Origin of the sequence: Streptomyces sp. NPDC014676 (genome assembly GCF_043084105.1) — a bacterium.
Taxonomy (GTDB): domain Bacteria; phylum Actinomycetota; class Actinomycetes; order Streptomycetales; family Streptomycetaceae; genus Streptomyces.
In genome coordinates this window covers 54,666-69,627 of sequence record NZ_JBIBZI010000001.1, presented here as the reverse complement: position 1 = coordinate 69,627, position 14,962 = coordinate 54,666, and the positions used below count along the sequence as shown (strand labels likewise).

The 14,962-nt window shown below is 70.6% G+C and carries 13 protein-coding genes and 1 pseudogene; 3 read left to right on the top strand and 11 right to left on the bottom strand.

Going from position 1 to position 14,962, the window contains the following annotated elements; translation table 11 throughout:
• Positions 1-252: 252 nt before the first annotated feature.
• The 10 genes from ACF1DX_RS00245 to ACF1DX_RS00200 form a co-directional block, all read right to left on the bottom strand.
• Positions 253-534 (bottom strand): HU family DNA-binding protein, encoded by a 282-nt coding sequence (locus ACF1DX_RS00245; protein WP_004987462.1) that lies wholly within the window; start codon positions 532-534, stop codon positions 253-255.
• Between the two features lie 335 nt (positions 535-869).
• Positions 870-2,288, bottom strand: coding sequence for an NAD-dependent malic enzyme (locus ACF1DX_RS00240; RefSeq protein WP_391789013.1), 1,419 nt, complete (start codon positions 2,286-2,288; stop codon positions 870-872).
• A 398-nt stretch (positions 2,289-2,686) separates the two neighbouring features.
• The gene (locus ACF1DX_RS00235; RefSeq protein WP_391789012.1) at positions 2,687-4,984 is read right to left on the bottom strand and encodes a HelD family protein; all 2,298 of its coding nucleotides are present in this window, start codon (positions 4,982-4,984) and stop codon (positions 2,687-2,689) included.
• A gap of 261 nt (positions 4,985-5,245) precedes the next feature.
• A complete protein-coding gene (locus tag ACF1DX_RS00230) occupies positions 5,246-6,022 on the bottom strand; it encodes an anti-sigma factor family protein (protein ID WP_391789011.1) in 777 nt (258 codons plus the stop codon).
• Positions 6,023-6,072: 50 nt separating this feature from the next.
• Complete coding sequence (locus ACF1DX_RS00225) at positions 6,073-6,657, bottom strand: sigma-70 family RNA polymerase sigma factor (RefSeq protein WP_004930798.1); 585 nt, start codon at positions 6,655-6,657, stop codon at positions 6,073-6,075.
• 306 nt (positions 6,658-6,963) lie between these two features.
• Positions 6,964-7,560, bottom strand: a complete 597-nt coding sequence (locus tag ACF1DX_RS00220; protein WP_391789010.1) for a CGNR zinc finger domain-containing protein — start codon at positions 7,558-7,560, stop codon at positions 6,964-6,966.
• A 116-nt stretch (positions 7,561-7,676) separates the two neighbouring features.
• Positions 7,677-8,831, bottom strand: coding sequence for a uroporphyrinogen-III synthase (locus ACF1DX_RS00215; RefSeq protein ID WP_391789009.1), 1,155 nt, complete (start codon positions 8,829-8,831; stop codon positions 7,677-7,679).
• Positions 8,832-8,977: 146 nt separating this feature from the next.
• The gene (locus ACF1DX_RS00210; RefSeq protein WP_391789008.1) at positions 8,978-10,336 is read right to left on the bottom strand and encodes a nitrate/nitrite transporter; all 1,359 of its coding nucleotides are present in this window, start codon (positions 10,334-10,336) and stop codon (positions 8,978-8,980) included.
• 152 nt (positions 10,337-10,488) lie between these two features.
• A complete protein-coding gene (locus ACF1DX_RS00205; RefSeq protein WP_391789007.1) occupies positions 10,489-11,331 on the bottom strand; it encodes a hypothetical protein in 843 nt (280 codons plus the stop codon).
• 26 nt (positions 11,332-11,357) lie between these two features.
• Positions 11,358-11,828, bottom strand: a complete 471-nt coding sequence (locus tag ACF1DX_RS00200; protein ID WP_391789006.1) for an ATP-binding protein — start codon at positions 11,826-11,828, stop codon at positions 11,358-11,360.
• Positions 11,829-12,057: 229 nt separating this feature from the next.
• Here ACF1DX_RS00200 and ACF1DX_RS00195 point away from each other — a divergent pair, with 229 nt between their 5' ends.
• The 3 genes and pseudogenes from ACF1DX_RS00195 to ACF1DX_RS00185 form a co-directional block, all read left to right on the top strand.
• Positions 12,058-12,909 (top strand): helix-turn-helix domain-containing protein, encoded by an 852-nt coding sequence (locus ACF1DX_RS00195; protein ID WP_391789005.1) that lies wholly within the window; start codon positions 12,058-12,060, stop codon positions 12,907-12,909.
• Between the two features lie 8 nt (positions 12,910-12,917).
• Positions 12,918-13,091 (top strand): DUF397 domain-containing protein, encoded by a 174-nt coding sequence (locus tag ACF1DX_RS00190; RefSeq protein WP_391789004.1) that lies wholly within the window; start codon positions 12,918-12,920, stop codon positions 13,089-13,091.
• Between the two features lie 635 nt (positions 13,092-13,726).
• Positions 13,727-14,425: pseudogene (locus ACF1DX_RS00185) on the top strand (site-specific integrase); the annotation flags it as partial.
• 83 nt (positions 14,426-14,508) lie between these two features.
• On the opposite strand, the gene ACF1DX_RS00180 reads toward ACF1DX_RS00185, so the two are convergent.
• The gene (locus ACF1DX_RS00180; RefSeq protein ID WP_391789003.1) at positions 14,509-14,955 is read right to left on the bottom strand and encodes a hypothetical protein; all 447 of its coding nucleotides are present in this window, start codon (positions 14,953-14,955) and stop codon (positions 14,509-14,511) included.
• Positions 14,956-14,962 lie beyond the last annotated feature (7 nt).

The window sequence follows — 14,962 nt, the reverse complement described above, 5'->3', positions numbered from 1 at the left end:
CTGGGGGTCCGGGGGTCGCCCCCCCGGAAGGACACAGCATGGAAAAGCTCGTGGAACTGGGCGCGAAGGTGGAACTCCCGGGCAAGGCCCTGGGGTAGCACAAGCCGTCACACGCATGCCGATGGGGCGGTCACCCGAGTTCGGGTGACCGCCCCATCGGCGTAAGCGAGAGCGCCCCAAAGGGGCGCGGGGAACTGCGCGACCGGCCACAGCCGGCCCGCAGTTGCCCACGACGCTCTTAAAAAGGCAAGGTCACTTGCCCTTGGCGGCTTCCTTCAGCTTCGAGCCCGCCGACACCTTCACGCTGTACCCCGCCGGAATCTGAATCGGCTCACCGGTCTGCGGGTTGCGCGCGGTGCGCGCGGCCCGGTGGGTGCGCTCGAAGGTCAGGAAGCCGGGGACGGTGACCTTCTCGTCGCCCTTGGAGACGATGTCGCCGACGACCTCGGCGAACGCGGCCAGCACGGCGTCGGCGTCCTTGCGGGTCACCTCGGCGCGGTCGGCCAGCGCGGCCACCAGCTCACTGCGGTTCATGTTGTTACTCCCGTGTTCTTCTTGCCGTTGAGGCGTGCCACGCGGCGGAGCCGCATGTCGGGCACGGCCAAGCCGATGCTGCCAGGTTCCTCGGTGGGTCCCCGGACCCGGGTCCCTCGTCGGACCCTCGCGCCCAGGGACGCATCCTGCCTCTACCTGCGGCGGTAATGCCAATCCGGCACCCGCAGGAGTCGTGAGAACACCCCGGGGAGTCACACGAAGAGCGCCACGGCCCGGCCGCCACCATAGAGGGCGGCCAGGATCTTCGGGTGCCCCGACGCGCCGGTTCCAACCGGCCGTGGCGATCCTCACAGCCCTCATGGCGTCCACGTGCCCTACGAGGCCGACGCCCCCGCCGCCTTCGCCGCGTCGCGCACCGCGCCGGCGACGGCGCCCGCGACCTTGTCGTTGAAGACGCTGGGGATGATGTAGTTCGGGTTGAGCTCGTCCTCGGTCACCACGTCGGCGAGGGCCTTGGCGGCGGCCAGCATCATCTCGGTGTTGACGGTGCGGGACTGGGCGTCGAGCAGGCCGCGGAAGACGCCCGGGAAGACCAGCACGTTGTTGATCTGGTTGGGGAAGTCGCTGCGGCCGGTGGCCACAACGGCCGCCGTCTGGCGGGCGATTGCCGGGTCCACCTCGGGGTCGGGGTTCGCGAGCGCGAACACGATCGCGTCCTCGGCCATCGCGGACACGTCGTCGCCGTCGAGGACGTTCGGGGCGGAGACGCCGATGAAGACGTCCGCGCCGCGCACGGCCTCCTTCAGGGTGCCGGTGAGGTTCTCGGGGTTGGTGTTGTCGGCGATCCAGCGCAGCGCGGAGCCGGGGGCGGCGTCGACGAGGTCGGCGCGGCCGGCGTGCACGACGCCGTGGATGTCGGCCACCACGGCGTTCTTCACGCCCGCGGCGATCAGCAGCTTCAGGATGGCCGTACCGGCGGCGCCCGCGCCGGACATCACGACGCGGATGTTCTCGATGGCCTTGCCGGTGACCCGCAGGGCGTTGGTCAGGGCCGCGAGGACGACGATCGCGGTGCCGTGCTGGTCGTCGTGGAAGACGGGGATGTCCAGGGCCTCCCGCAGCCGCGCCTCGATCTCGAAGCAGCGGGGGGCGGAGATGTCCTCCAGGTTGATGCCGGCGAAGCCGGGGGCGATGGCCTTGACGATCTCGACGATCGCGTCGGTGTCCTGGGTGTCCAGGCAGATCGGCCAGGCGTCGATGCCGGCGAACCGCTTGAACAGGGCCGCCTTGCCCTCCATCACCGGCAGCGCGGCCTTCGGGCCGATGTTGCCCAGGCCCAGCACGGCGGAGCCGTCCGTCACGACCGCAACGGAGTTGCGCTTGATGGTCAGGCGGCGGGCGTCCTCGGGGTTCTCCGCGATCGCCATGCACACGCGGGCCACACCGGGCGTGTAAATCATGGACAGGTCGTCACGGTTGCGGATGGGGTGCTTCGACGCCATCTCGATCTTGCCGCCGAGGTGCATCAGGAACGTACGGTCGGAGACCTTGCCCAGGGTGACGCCCTCGATGCCGCGCAGCTCCTCGACGATCTCGTCGGCGTGCGCGGTGGAGGAGGCCGCGATGGTGACGTCGATACGGAGCTTCTCGTGGCCGGACGCGGTGACGTCGAGGCCGGTCACCGAGCCTCCGGAGGACTCCACGGCGGTGGTGAGCTGCGATACGGCGGTTCCGCTCGCGGGCACCTCCAGCCGGATCGTCATCGAGTAGGAGACGCTGGGCGCCGTTGCCATGGCCGACTTCCTCTGCTTTTACCGTGTCGCTGAACGTGCGGTCCGATCGTCGCACCTACCCCCGAGTACGCGGTAGCCGCCCCGGATTGCGGACGTTTTGTTCATCGGATCGTGCCGTCCGGCGGAGGATTTCTTCCACCGCACGAGAGGAATCCGGACGACGGGAGAGGCGCATGTCACAAAGAAGAGGTCCACGTCACCCGCCGTGACGTGGACCTCTCGAACGCTTGAGTGACACCGACCCGCCATGCTCGCCTCGCGGCAAGTGGTCGCTCGAAGCGACTAAGGTTGGGCCCGGGGGCTTGGATCGGGCCGGTGCCACACCCAGGCTAACAAACGGATCCGGTATGGCCATTCCCGTGGCGCAACCGGTTTTCCCGAGTGCCCCGGAGCACCTCTCAGTCCCTCAGCAGATCCGGCACCCCGGCCGCGTCCGGCTCGTCGCGCTCCGCCGAGACCACGGTGAGCTGCTGCGTGGCCCGGGTCAGGGCGACGTACAGGACCCGCAGGCCGGCCGGGGACTCGTCGGCGATCTCCGCGGGGGAGACGACGATCGTCGCGTCGTACTCCAGGCCCTTGGCCTCCAGGCTGCCGAGCGCCACCACGCGGTCGCCGAGCCCGTCGAGCCAGCGCCGGGCCTCCTCGCGGCGCTGCATGGCGACGACCACGCCGACGGTGCCGTCCACGCGCTCCAGCAGCCGGGCCGCCTCCGCGCGCACGGTCTCGCCCAGCGGGCCCTCCGTGACGGAGAAGCGCGGCTCGACGCCGGTGGAGCGCACCGCCCTCGGCGACCGCGACCCCGGCATGGCGAGGGCGAGCACCTTCGACGCCAGTTCGGCGATCTCGGCGGGGTTGCGGTAGTTCACGGTGAGCTCGAAGCGGCGGCGCGGGCGGGTGCCGAGGGCCTCGTCGCGGGCCTGGGCGGCCTCGTCGGGGTCGGACCAGGAGGACTGGGCCGGGTCGCCCACGACCGTCCAGGTGGCGTGCCGGCCGCGGCGGCCGACCATGCGCCACTGCATCGGGGTGAGGTCCTGCGCCTCGTCGACGATGACGTGCGCGTACTCGACGCGCTCCTGGGCGAGCCGCTCGGCCCGCTCCCGCTGCGTCTCCTCGCGCACCGGCATCAGCTCCTCCAGGCCGGTGAGCTGGTCCAGCGGGTCGAGCTCGCGCTTCCTGCGGGGGCGGGCCGGGGCCCCGAGGATCGCCTGGAGCTCGTCGAGCATCGCGATGTCGTGCACGGAGCGCCCGTCGCGCTTCAGCGCGCGGGCGACCTTGCGGACCTCGCCCGGGTTGAGGATCCGCCGGGCCCAGCGGCCGAGGCGCCGCTCGTCGGCCATGGCGTCCAGGACGGCCGCCGGGGTCAGCTCGGGCCACCAGGCGTCGAGGAAGGCGATGAAGTCGTCCTCGGTGGTGACGTCCTCGTCGAAGGAGGAGCGCAGCTCGGCGGCGAGCTGTGGGTCGGTGTGCCGGTTCCCGGCGCCGGAGCGCTCCCACAGGGCGTCCAGGAGCAGCTTGCGGGCGCGGGGGCGCAGCAGGTTGACCGGGGCGGTGCCGCCGAGGGCGGTGCGACGGATGCCCGCCAGTTCCTCCGCCTCCAGTTCCAGGCGCCGTCCGAAGGCGACGACCCGCAGCCGCTGCGGTGCGTCGTGTCGCTCCAGCGCTCCGCGCGCGGCCTTCCGCAGCACCTTCAGCATGCGGTACGAGCCCTTGGCGCGGGCCACCGACGGGGAGTCGTACAGCGTGGCCTCGGCGCCGTCGACCAGCGAGCCGATGGCGCGGATGGCGACCTGGCCCTCCTCGCCGAGCGAGGGCAGCACGCCCTCGGTGTAGGCGACGAGGAGCGGGGTGGGCGAGACGATGAGGATGCCGCCCGCGTACCGGCGCCGGTCCTGGTAGAGGAGGTAGGCCGCGCGGTGCAGGGCGACGGCGGTCTTGCCGGTGCCGGGGCCGCCCTCCACGTAGGTCACGGAGGCGGCGGGGGCGCGGATCACCAGGTCCTGCTCGGCCTGGATGGACGCCACGATGTCCCGCATGGTGTGCGTACGGGCCTGGCCGAGCGCGGCCATCAGGGCGCCGTCGCCGATCACGGGCAGCTCGCGGCCGTCCAGGGACGCCGTCAGCTCGGGGCGCATCAGGTCGTCCTCGACGCTCTGGACCCGGCGGCCCTTGGAACGGATGACGCGGCGCCGCACGACCCGGCCGGGGTCGACCGGGGTGGAGCGGTAGAAGGGGGCGGCGGCCGGCGCCCGCCAGTCGATGACCAGCGGGGCGTAGTCCTCGTCCAGGACGCCGATGCGGCCGATGTGCAGGGTCTCGGCGATGTCGGCGGTGTTGTCCGGGCGTACGGCGCCCTCCGCGGGCTCCACGGCGGTGTACGCGCCGTCGGGGCCCTTCTTGCCGTCCTTGCCGGGCAGCAGGTCGATCCGGCCGAAGAGGAAGTCCTCGTACTCGTTGTTCAGCCGGTTGAGGTGGATGCCGGCCCGGAAGACCTGGGCGTCCCGTTCGGCGAGGGCGCCGGGCGTGCCGACCTGGCCGCGCCGGGCGGCGTCGCGCATGAGGAACTCGGCCTCGTGGATCTTCTCCTCGAGGCGCAGGTACACCCGGTCGAGGTGTTCCTGTTCGACTCGGATCTCCCGGTCGCGAACGGAGTCGTGAACCGGATCGACCGCGGTTTCCTGTTGAGCCTGAGCGGCCACCGGGCCCCCTTCTGACGTGCTGGGCAGCCGTCAACCGTACGCGAAGGGGACCCCGGTCGGCTACGGGCCCCCCTCGCGGATCCCGCAGAGGGCGCGGGGCCCGGCACGCACTCCCTCCGGAGGGGAACCCCGGCCGCGTCGTCGCCGGTCGCCGACGACCCCCACTCCCGGCCGTGCTCGCGCGGGGGCGACGGGGTCGCCCCCGCGAGCGGTGCCGGCCGAAACCGCGGTTCTCCTCCGGCCGGATCCGCCGGGCGGGCCCTACGCGTCGACCTCGACGAGCAGCTTGCCGTCGAAGGTCATGATCTGGAAGTGGTCGATCTCGTTCGGCGCGAAGGCGGCGCCGCCCTGGACGTACAGGGGCTGCTTGGCCTTGTCCGTCTTGGCGTCGGGCAGGCCGTATCCCTCGCCGGGCACGGACCAGGAGTTCACCGTCTCGCGCTCGCCGTTCTTGCCGACGGCGACGAGCGAGCACTTCTGCGGGCCCTTGACGTTCTTCAGCTCCGTGACGATCCCGGTGCCCCAGAGCTTCTCCTCCAGGGCCACCGTCGCGGTGACCTGGGTGGTGGGATCGGTCGCCATGATCTTGTCGGAGCTCTTGTCGAAGGCCTCCTTGGCGGGGTTGGCCGCGAGCGTCTGGTTGGTACCGCTCCCACCACCCCCTTCGTCGCCCCCGCCGCTGGCCGCGACGGCCACGAACGGCCCGCTGACGATCAGCGCGCCGGCGGCTGCCACCATGTAGAAGTTGCGGCGGCGCTTCCGCGCTCGGCGCTCGGCCACCTCGTCGACCAGCTTCTCCACCACGCGCGGGGAGGGCCTGGCGGACAACGACTCGCCCAGCGCGGGCGTCCCGGTACCGGGCAGGTCCGCGAGCGCGGCCAGCATCGGTTCCATGCCGGCGAGCTCGTCGAGCTGCTGGGCGCACCACTCGCAGGTCGCGAGGTGCGCCTCGAAGGCGGTCGCCTCGGCATCGTCGAGGATGCCGAGGGCGTAGGCGCCGACGGTCTCGTGTTCGTTCGGCGCCGGTGATCCCTGCATGGGACCAGACATACCCGTGCCGCCCTCTCCGTATCCCCCGTAGACCCTCGTCACGCCGTCACCCCCCGCTCCTCCAGAGCCAGCTTCATCGACCGCAGGGCGTAGAAGACCCGGGAGCGGACGGTGCCGCTGGGTATGCCGAGTGTCTGCGCCGCCTCATTGACGGTACGCCCCTTGAAGTACGTCTCGACGAGTACCTCCCGGTGAGCCGGGGTCAGGTCGTCGAGCGCGTCCGACAGCGTCATCAGCCACAGCGCCTTGTCGATCTCGTCCTCCGCGGGGATGACCTCCAGCGGCGACGGATCGACCTCCTGCGGCCGGGCCTGCCGGCTGCGGTGGCCGTCGATGACGATGCGCCGGGCGACCGTCACCAGCCAGGGGCGTACCGAACCGGTCGCCCGATTGAGCTGACCGGCGTTCTTCCAGGCACGGATGAGCGTTTCCTGAACGACGTCCTCGGCGCGCTGCCGGTCTCCGGCGACCAGCCGCAGGACGTAGGCCAGCAGAGGTCCGGCGTGCTCGCGGTACAGCGCGCGCATCAGCTCCTCGTCTGGTTCCGAGGGCTGTGAGGACATGCGATGTCGGGCCCTCGCTCCACGTTCATTGGCCACGGCCGCATCCTTGCGCACGCCCACCTCCGGTGTCCGGGGGATCCCCCAGTCGGTCGCTCGACAACCGGTACGGACGTCAGGGGGCGCGTGTTCAAAGCGAGATGACAGTTTTCCCCGAGGTCGGGTGACGACCGGGACATGAGCCCACAATCCCCCCGTCACTTCTTTACATTTCCGACACAACGACACAGGTGTGATGCCGATCACCATGCAAGGGCGATGAACTGTGGTGTAACCGACGTCACTTCGACGCTCTTCCGCGGGAGGCGCTTCGGCGCCCTTTCACGGGCGGTGCTCCGACCGTCCCTTCGTGAACCACGCGGGAGGCCCTCAGGTCCGCGCGAGTGCCGCGCGCCGGCGGTGGCGGGCGACCCGCTCCCGGTTGCCGCAGACCTCGCTGGAGCACCAGCGCCGCCTGCGCCCCCGGGAGGTGTCGACGTACACGATCGGGCAGTTGTCGCCCTCGCACTGCCGCAGGCTCCCGAGCGCGACAGGGTCGGTGAGCAACTCCACCGCGTCCCGCGCGACGGCCGCGAGCAGCGCCGCGCGGCCGGGCGGGCCGTCGAGGCGGCGCACCAGCACGCCGTCCTCACCGGGTACCGCGCGGGGCACCGGCGGCGCGGCACGGGCCAGTTCGTTGATCCGGGCGAGCGCGAGGTCGTACGAGGGGACACCGGGCGCCGGACGGCCACGCACCAACGGGGCGAGCCACCCGCGCAGTTCGCGGAAGGCCACCGGCCAGGACGCGTCGGCGTGGGCGAGCGCGGTGCCCGCGGGCACGAGCCCGGCCCCGGTGATCCAGGCGCGCAGCACCTCCACGGAGCCGAGCCGTTCCACGGGATGGGTGGTCGCGAGCAGATCCAGGCAGACCCGCCCGGTGTCGAACCGCAGCTCGTAGGAGGCCGCCGTGACCGTACCCAGTGCCATGTTCCTGCCACCGCCTAGGTTGGCCCCGCGCGAGGGGGGCCGGTGAGCGATCCGGGAAGCCGTTCCCCTCCCACAGTGCCTGCCCGCCCCGACCGCCGGAACCCCTCGCGCCGCGCTCAGCCCTCCCCGTACTTCGACTCCGCCACCGGGTCCAGGGCGAGGCGGTAGCCGCGTTTGACGACCGTCTGGATCAGCTTCGGGGTGCCGAGGGCGGAGCGCAGGCGGGCCATGGCGGTCTCCACCGCGTGTTCGTCGCGGCCCGCGCCCGGAAGGGCGCGCAGCAGCTCCGCGCGGGAGACGACCCAGCCGGGCCGCCGGGACAGCGCCCGCAGCAGCGACATCCCGGCCGGCGGTACGGGCCGGAGCGCGCCGTCCACCAGCACCGCGTGCCCCCGGATCTCCACCCGGTGCCCGGCGACGGGCAACGCACGCGCCCGCGCGGGCAGTTCCCGGCAGAGGAGCTGGACCAGCGGGCCGAGCCGGAAGCGTTCGGGCTGCACCGTGTCGATTCCGCGGGCCTGCAACGGCAGCGCGGTGACCGGGCCGACGCAGGCGGACAGCACGTCGTGGCCGAGCGCGGCGAGCAGGTCGTCGAGCAGTCCGCGTTCCTCCGCGCGGGACAGCAGGGACACGGCGGCGGGCGCGCTGGTGAATGTGACCGCGTCCAGGGTGCGGGTGATACTCGCGTCGATGAGGCGGTCGACGGGGCCGAGGTCCTCCGGCGGCAGCCACCGGTAGACCGGCACCCCCACCACCTCCGCTCCCCCGGCCCGCAGCGACTCCACGAACCCGGGCAGCGGCTCACCGTGGAGCTGTACGGCGATCCGCAGTCCGTCGACGCCCTCCTCCAGGAGCCGGTCGAGCACCTCCGCCATGGACTCCGACGCCGGCGACCACTCCTCGGTCAGTCCGGCGGCCCGGATCGCGCCCTTCACCTTGGGCCCGCGCGCCAGGATCCGCACTCCGCGCAGCCGCGCCAGCAGGTCCTCGCCCAGCCCCCAGCCGTCGGCGGCCTCCACCCAGCCCCGGAACCCGATGGCGGTGGTGGCGACCGCGATGTCCGGGGCCTGCCCGATGATGTCCTTGGTGGCGGCCAGCAGTTCGCTGTCGTCGGCGAGCGGCACGATCCGCAGGGCGGGGGCGTGCAGCACGGCGGCTCCGCGCCGCTCAAGGAGCGCGCCCAGCTCGTCGGCCCGCCGCGCCGCGGTCACCCCCACGGTGAACCCCGCGAGGGGCCCGTGTTCCGGTGGCTGCTCTTGTTCGTCGTACATGGCTCTCGTCCCGGCTCGAGTCGGTGTACTGCGGGGAGGTGCGTCCTGCGCGGAAGTGCGGCTCCACCTCCATGCCGATCGAGCCTGTCAACGATCCATGACAGGCTCGGTTCGGCTTCATGTCACCAGTGTTACGTCACTTCGCGTCACACGTCGGCGTAGCTGAGCTGCGGCTTCTCCTGCGGAGTGGCGTCCGTGTCCGTGGGCCGGGCCGCCGGGCGGCGCAGGTATACGGCCCAGGTGACCGCGAAGCAGACCGCGTAACAGGCGAGGAAGACGACGAACGCGCCGGTGCCGGAGCCGTAGGAGAGGAAGGACTGGCGGAAGGCCAGGTTGATGCCGACCCCGCCGAGCGCGCCCACCGCGCCGATCAGCCCCATGGACGCCCCGGACAGCCGCCGCCCGTACGCGGCCGCCTCCTCACCCGTGAGCCCCTTGGCCAGGGCCTTCGCCTGGAAGATGCCGGGGATCATCTTGTACGTCGACCCGTTGCCGAGGCCGGTCAGCACGAACAGCACCACGAAGGCGACGGTGAACAGCGCGAGCGACTTCTGCGTGGAGGCGACGATCAGCACCACCGTCGCCGCGCCCATGGCGACGAAGTTCCACAGCGTGATCCGCGCGCCGCCGTACCGGTCGGCGAGCGAGCCGCCCACCGGGCGGATCAGGGAGCCGAGCAGCGGGCCGATGAAGGTGACGTACGCGGCTTCGAGCGGGGTGCGGTCGAACTGGCTCTGCAGCACCTGTCCGAAGGCGAAGCTGTAGCCGATGAACGAGCCGAAGGTGCCGATGTAGAGGAAGGACATGATCCAGGTGTGCGCTTCCCTGGCGGCGTCCTTGGCGGCACCGGTGTCGTTCTTCACCGAGGCCAGGTTGTCCATGTACCGCGCGGCGAGCACGGCGGCGACGACGATCAGCGGGATGTAGATGCCGAGCAGCACGCGCGGCCCGCCGCTCGCGCCGATGATGGCGAGGGCGGTGAGCTGGATCACCGGGACGCCGATGTTGCCGCCGCCGGCGTTCAGCCCGAGCGCCCAGCCCTTCTTCCTGAGCGGGAAGAAGGCGTTGATGTTGGTCATGGAGGAGGCGAAGTTGCCGCCGCCGATCCCGGCCAGCAGACCGACGAGGAGGAAGGTGGAGAAGGACGTCCCCGGCTCCATCACGGCGAACGCGGCGACGGTGGGCACGAGCAGCAGCGCCGCGCTGATCACCGTCCAGTTCCGTCCGCCGAAGACGGCGACGGCGAAGGTGTACGGCACCCGGACCACGGCGCCGACCAGCGTGACCATGGACGTCAGCAGGAACTTGTCGGCGGGCGTCAGCCCGTACTCCGGGCCCATGAAGAGCACCAGCACGGACCACATCGTCCAGACCGAGAACCCGATGTGCTCGGACAGCACGGAGAAGAGGAGATTACGGCGGGCGATCTTCTCTCCGCCGCGGTTCCAGAAGGTCTCGTCCTCCGGGTCCCACTCCTGAATCCAGCGGCCGCTGCGGGCTGTCATGAGGCCTCCACTGCTCTCCGGGGGCGCGGGCGGTGCCGCGAGGGGCTGATCCCGAAGGTAGGGAGGGGTCGTTTCGTCGCTGTGGCAGGCGGTGACCGGGAGGGAACGTTGCGCTCACCCGGGGCGGGGACCAGGTGAGAGGTACGGCGGTTTCAGCGCTGCGGGGGCTGCCAGTGGGGGTTCTGCTGGGGGTAGGGGGGCTGGGCGGGCTGACCGTATGGGGGCTGGGGCTGGGGCTGGGGCTGGGCGTAGGGGCCGGGGGCCTGGGCCGCCGGCTGGCCGTACGGCATCGAGGGCTGAGGGGGCTGGTAGCCGTACCCCGGCACCGGCGCGGACATCCCCGGGGCCTGGGCCCCGTACGGGCCGCCTCCGAAGGGGTTGCCGTGCTGCTGCCCCGGCCGCTGCCCGCCCGGCGGCAGGTAGCGCACCCGGCCCGTCTCGTCCGTCACCGGGGCGAAGCCGGCCGCCTGCAGCCGGGCCGCGAACTTCGCGTTGCGCTTGCGGGTGACGACGAAGCCGATACCGAAGACGGCCATGAGGGCCAGCCAGATGACGGCCGCGATGACGAAACCGGAGGACGTGCCGCCCATCTGGAAGGCGATGACCACGCAGCCGATGGAGACACCGAGGGCGCCGTACCCCATCCGCTTCTCGGCGCTCTTCCCGGTGAGGTCGAAGTTGATGCGGGCCTTGAGGAGCTCGAAGGCGTCCGGCACGAGCGGCGGCAGGGAGACCCCGTCGCCGGCGTTCGGGTACTGCGCCCAGTTCTGCGCGGCACGGGCGCGGGCCTGCGGACTGTGATCGGGCACGATCAGCATCTTCAGCTGGCTGTTGTTCCCGCCGCCCTGCCGCACGTCCGCGTACTCGTACCCGAACTGCTGGGCTGTGAAGGCGAGTCGGGCGAGCTTCTTCACGGACGCCATCGCGCTGGTGAGCTCGACCGGCTCCCCGCTCGCCATCAGCTGCAGCATCTTCCGCGTCTGCCGCTTGCTCATCCGCCCTCGCCCCCTGGTACCTCTGTTCACTTCCGCAACAGGGGCAGTTTTGCACGCCCGCCCACCTCGAACCAGAGCAGCTTCCCGGCCCCTCGCCCCGGCGCACTGTCCTCGAGAGCCCAACCGCCCCACGAGTCGGCGCACTCCTGCACGAGGCGCAGCCCACGTCCGGACCCGGCGTCGGGCGGAGCGAGCGGTACGAAGTCCTCGCCGGACCCACTGAACGGGGCGGGGATGTACGGGTCGCCGTCCCACACCCCGACCCGCAGCCGGCCGTCACTCAGCCCCGTGAGCCGCAGGGAGGCGGGCCCCTTGGTGTGCAGGTAGGCGTTGGTGACCAGCTCCGACGTCAACAACTCCACGACATCGAGGGCGTCCTGCCTGCCGTGCCCGTCGAGCGCCGCCCGCACCGTCATGCGTGCGACGCGTACCGCGCGGGGGTCATGGGGGAGGCGAAGGGCGTACACCCAGGGGTGGGGCGGGGCTACGGTGACCATGGTTGTCTCCGGGGAGTTGAAGAGAACTTGGAGTCGCTCAACGACTCCGTCGGGCGGTGGCGGTGCCGCAGTTCGCGGTGCACTTCCGGCTCCCGGAGTAGACGGTCGAGCGTTGTGTGACCACCGTAGAACCGATGGTTAGATGGTTCCTACGAAACCAGCGGAAACCATCCATGCTTCACTCGTGTGAGGGAGAAACGCGCCGCCTCGCGGCCGGGAGGGACACACTTTGCCGCCCACGAACAATCCGACGCTGCGGCAGCGGAGACTGGGCGCTGAGCTGCGCAAGCTCCGTGAACGGGCCGGCCTCACCGCGACCGGCGCCGGTGAACTGCTCGGCGTCAACCAAGCGCGCATCAGCATGATCGAGACGGGCCGCACACCCGTCAGCGCCGACCGGATCCACTCCATGGCACACGCCTACGCCTGTTCCGACACCGCGCTGGTAGACGCGTTGGCCGCGATGACCGGGCGGCGGTCGCGAGGCTGGTGGGAGGAGTACCGCGAACACCTTCCGGTGGGCCTCATCGACCTCGCCGAACTGGAGCACCACGCGGCAGCCCTGCGTGTGGCGCTGGTCGTCCACATCCCGGCGCTGCTACAGACCACGGACCACGCCCGCGCGCTCTTCTGCGAAGCGGTACCGCCGCTGCGGCAGTACGAGATCGAGCACCGCGTGACCCACCGCATCAAGCGCCAAGGCATCCTTCATCGCGAGGACCCGCCTCCCTATACGGCGGTGATCCACGAGTCCGCCCTGCACATGGGGTACGGCGGCTCCACGACCGTCCGCGCCCAACTCCGGCACCTGCTGGACATGAGCGAACTGGAACACGTCACCGTTCGGATCATCCCGTTCGGCAAGGGTTCCTTCCCGGGAACGGGACAGTCGATCGACTACCTGCTGGGTCCTGTCCCACAGCTCGACACCGTGCAGCTGGACACCCACCACGGGTGCGAATTCCTGGACGCAGAAGCCCAGTTGAACAAGTACCGTTCAGTGCTCGACCGCATGGAGTCGAACGCCCTCAAGCCTGCCAAGTCCCGCGACCTGATCCACCACATCGCCCAGGAGACCTGAGAGTCACTATGCCCGATCACCAATGGCGCAAGTCCTCCTACAGCCCCGACGCCTCCAACTGCGTCGAAGTGGCCACCACTCCCGCCGCCGTCCTCATACGCGACTCAAAGACGACGTCCGGCCCCCAGCTCGACCTCTCCCCGACCACGTGGGCCGTCTTCCTCACGCACATCATCAAGTGACCACTGGGCCACTCGCTTCTTTGTCAGTGTCGTGCTTCCACGATCCGAGTAAAGGACGCTCCGCGTCGCCTTCGGCGATGGACCTGCGGCCCATCCTTGACTCGGCTCGCTCCAGCACGGGGAAGAAGCGAGCGAGCGGCACGGAAGAACGGGTGGCCAGGCACACCTGCGAGGCCGGCGGGATGGGCAGCGCGCCCGCGCCTCGCCTGCACGCGGGGAGAGATCAGTGGCGAACAACCGGTGGGTGGGGCGCACCGAGCGGGCGGCTGCGCCTCGAATCGTGCCCCGCTTCGAGGGTGAGCACCGCCGGCATCGCGGGCGGCCTACCTGCCGTCAGCACTGTCGGCGGCCCTGGACCGCGCCGATGTGGCGGTGCCCCGCACATTCCCCGTACGTGACCGGCTGCATCACCCGGCGGGACACGATCTCTCCGGGAACCCATGCCCCCTCACCTTGCCGAAAAGAGTGAACATCCGCCTGGCGGATGTAACTCGCGCACTCAGATGAGCGGAACGTGAACACCGCGGGCCGAGATGCTCCCGCTTTTCAAAACGGCACATGCCTCCCGCCGAGCGACGAAGGGCCACGCCCCACGACGTGGCACAGACGGCCAAGCCGTTCTCGCAATTACCGCACCGGTACCCCACCGCTTCGACCCCCTCACCACCGACGAAGCCCGCCGACTCCTCGCGGCCACGCGCGGACACCGGTTGCACGCGCTGTTCGAACTCGCCCTCCACACCGGACTCCGCAAGGGCGAACTCCTCGGCCTGCACTGGGAAGACCTCGACCTCGACGCGGGCACCGCCGCCATCCGCCGCACCCTTCAGCGCACCGCCGCAGGCGGGCTCACCACACTGCCCACCAAGACCCGGGCCTCCGAACGCCGCATCGCCCTCCCCACCCTCTGCCGCCACTCGCTGAAGCTCCACCACGATCAGCAGCAGCGCGAACGTGCGACCGCAGGCACCACATGGCGGCACGACGGGCACGTGTTCACCACTGCGCAGGGCCGACCGATCGACCCGACCAACCTCACCCGCACCTTCACCACGCTCCTCCGCAAGGCCGGCCTCCGCCGCATCCGCTTCCACGACCTCCGCCATTCGACCACCACTCTGCTCTTGGAACAGGGCGTCGAACTCGTCGTGATCAAGGAACTCCTCGGCCACGCCCACATCGGCGTCACAGCCACCGTCTATGCCCACGTCCGGCTCCGCCTCCAGCGCGACGTCATCGACACCCTCGGCACCGCGCTCGGTAGCCCGGAGACCACCGAGACGGCGCGCTCCGACGGCGATGAACCGCCACCCTGCAACGCGCTCGTCCACTGACGTTGCCGTCAGCTACTGTCGTCAAGACGGCGAGAGGCCCCGCCAGAGTCGGCTCTGGCGGGGCCTCTCAGCGTCGAGTCAATTCACGACAACAATTCGCGACGAGACTCCGAATAGGAGTCCGCGTTCTCCGGGAGAAGCTCCGACATCTTGCCGAAGAACGCCGCTCCCGCACCCCTCAGCGCCGCCACGAAATCAGACGCTGAAACGCTCGCCCTCTTCGCGCCGTCGCCCGATTTCGCCGAAACGAGAACCTGAGACCCTTGCCGTCGAAAAGAGAGCTCAATCGGCTGATCCGGGAAATAAGTCGACGCGTACCCCGCGGCCAAGAGTTGCGGGACCATGCTGGCCATGTATGCCCACAGCTGGTCAACATAATCCCATTCACTGATCCCGATGATCTCAACTCCGTGGATGGCGATTCGCATCGCACCCTCGACGTAGTCGGCATCAGCTGGGCGTGCGGTGCAAGCATCGACCTGCACGAACTTGCCGCCCGAATCCCTCAGGTACGTCTCGATCTCGATCACGCCGTGA

Bases quoted from the DNA above. Each gene is read 5' to 3' on its own strand.
- ACF1DX_RS00245 (WP_004987462.1), bottom strand. From the start codon at position 534: ATGAACCGCAGTGAGCTGGTGGCCGCGCTGGCCGACCGCGCCGAGGTG.
- ACF1DX_RS00240 (WP_391789013.1), bottom strand. From the start codon at position 2,288: ATGGCAACGGCGCCCAGCGTCTCCTACTCGATGACGATCCGGCTGGAG.
- ACF1DX_RS00230 (WP_391789011.1), bottom strand. From the start codon at position 6,022: ATGCAGGGATCACCGGCGCCGAACGAACACGAGACCGTCGGCGCCTAC.
- ACF1DX_RS00220 (WP_391789010.1), bottom strand. From the start codon at position 7,560: ATGGCACTGGGTACGGTCACGGCGGCCTCCTACGAGCTGCGGTTCGAC.
- ACF1DX_RS00215 (WP_391789009.1), bottom strand. From the start codon at position 8,831: ATGTACGACGAACAAGAGCAGCCACCGGAACACGGGCCCCTCGCGGGG.
- ACF1DX_RS00210 (WP_391789008.1), bottom strand. From the start codon at position 10,336: ATGACAGCCCGCAGCGGCCGCTGGATTCAGGAGTGGGACCCGGAGGAC.
- ACF1DX_RS00205 (WP_391789007.1), bottom strand. From the start codon at position 11,331: ATGAGCAAGCGGCAGACGCGGAAGATGCTGCAGCTGATGGCGAGCGGG.
- ACF1DX_RS00200 (WP_391789006.1), bottom strand. From the start codon at position 11,828: ATGGTCACCGTAGCCCCGCCCCACCCCTGGGTGTACGCCCTTCGCCTC.
- ACF1DX_RS00190 (WP_391789004.1), top strand. From the start codon at position 12,918: ATGCCCGATCACCAATGGCGCAAGTCCTCCTACAGCCCCGACGCCTCC.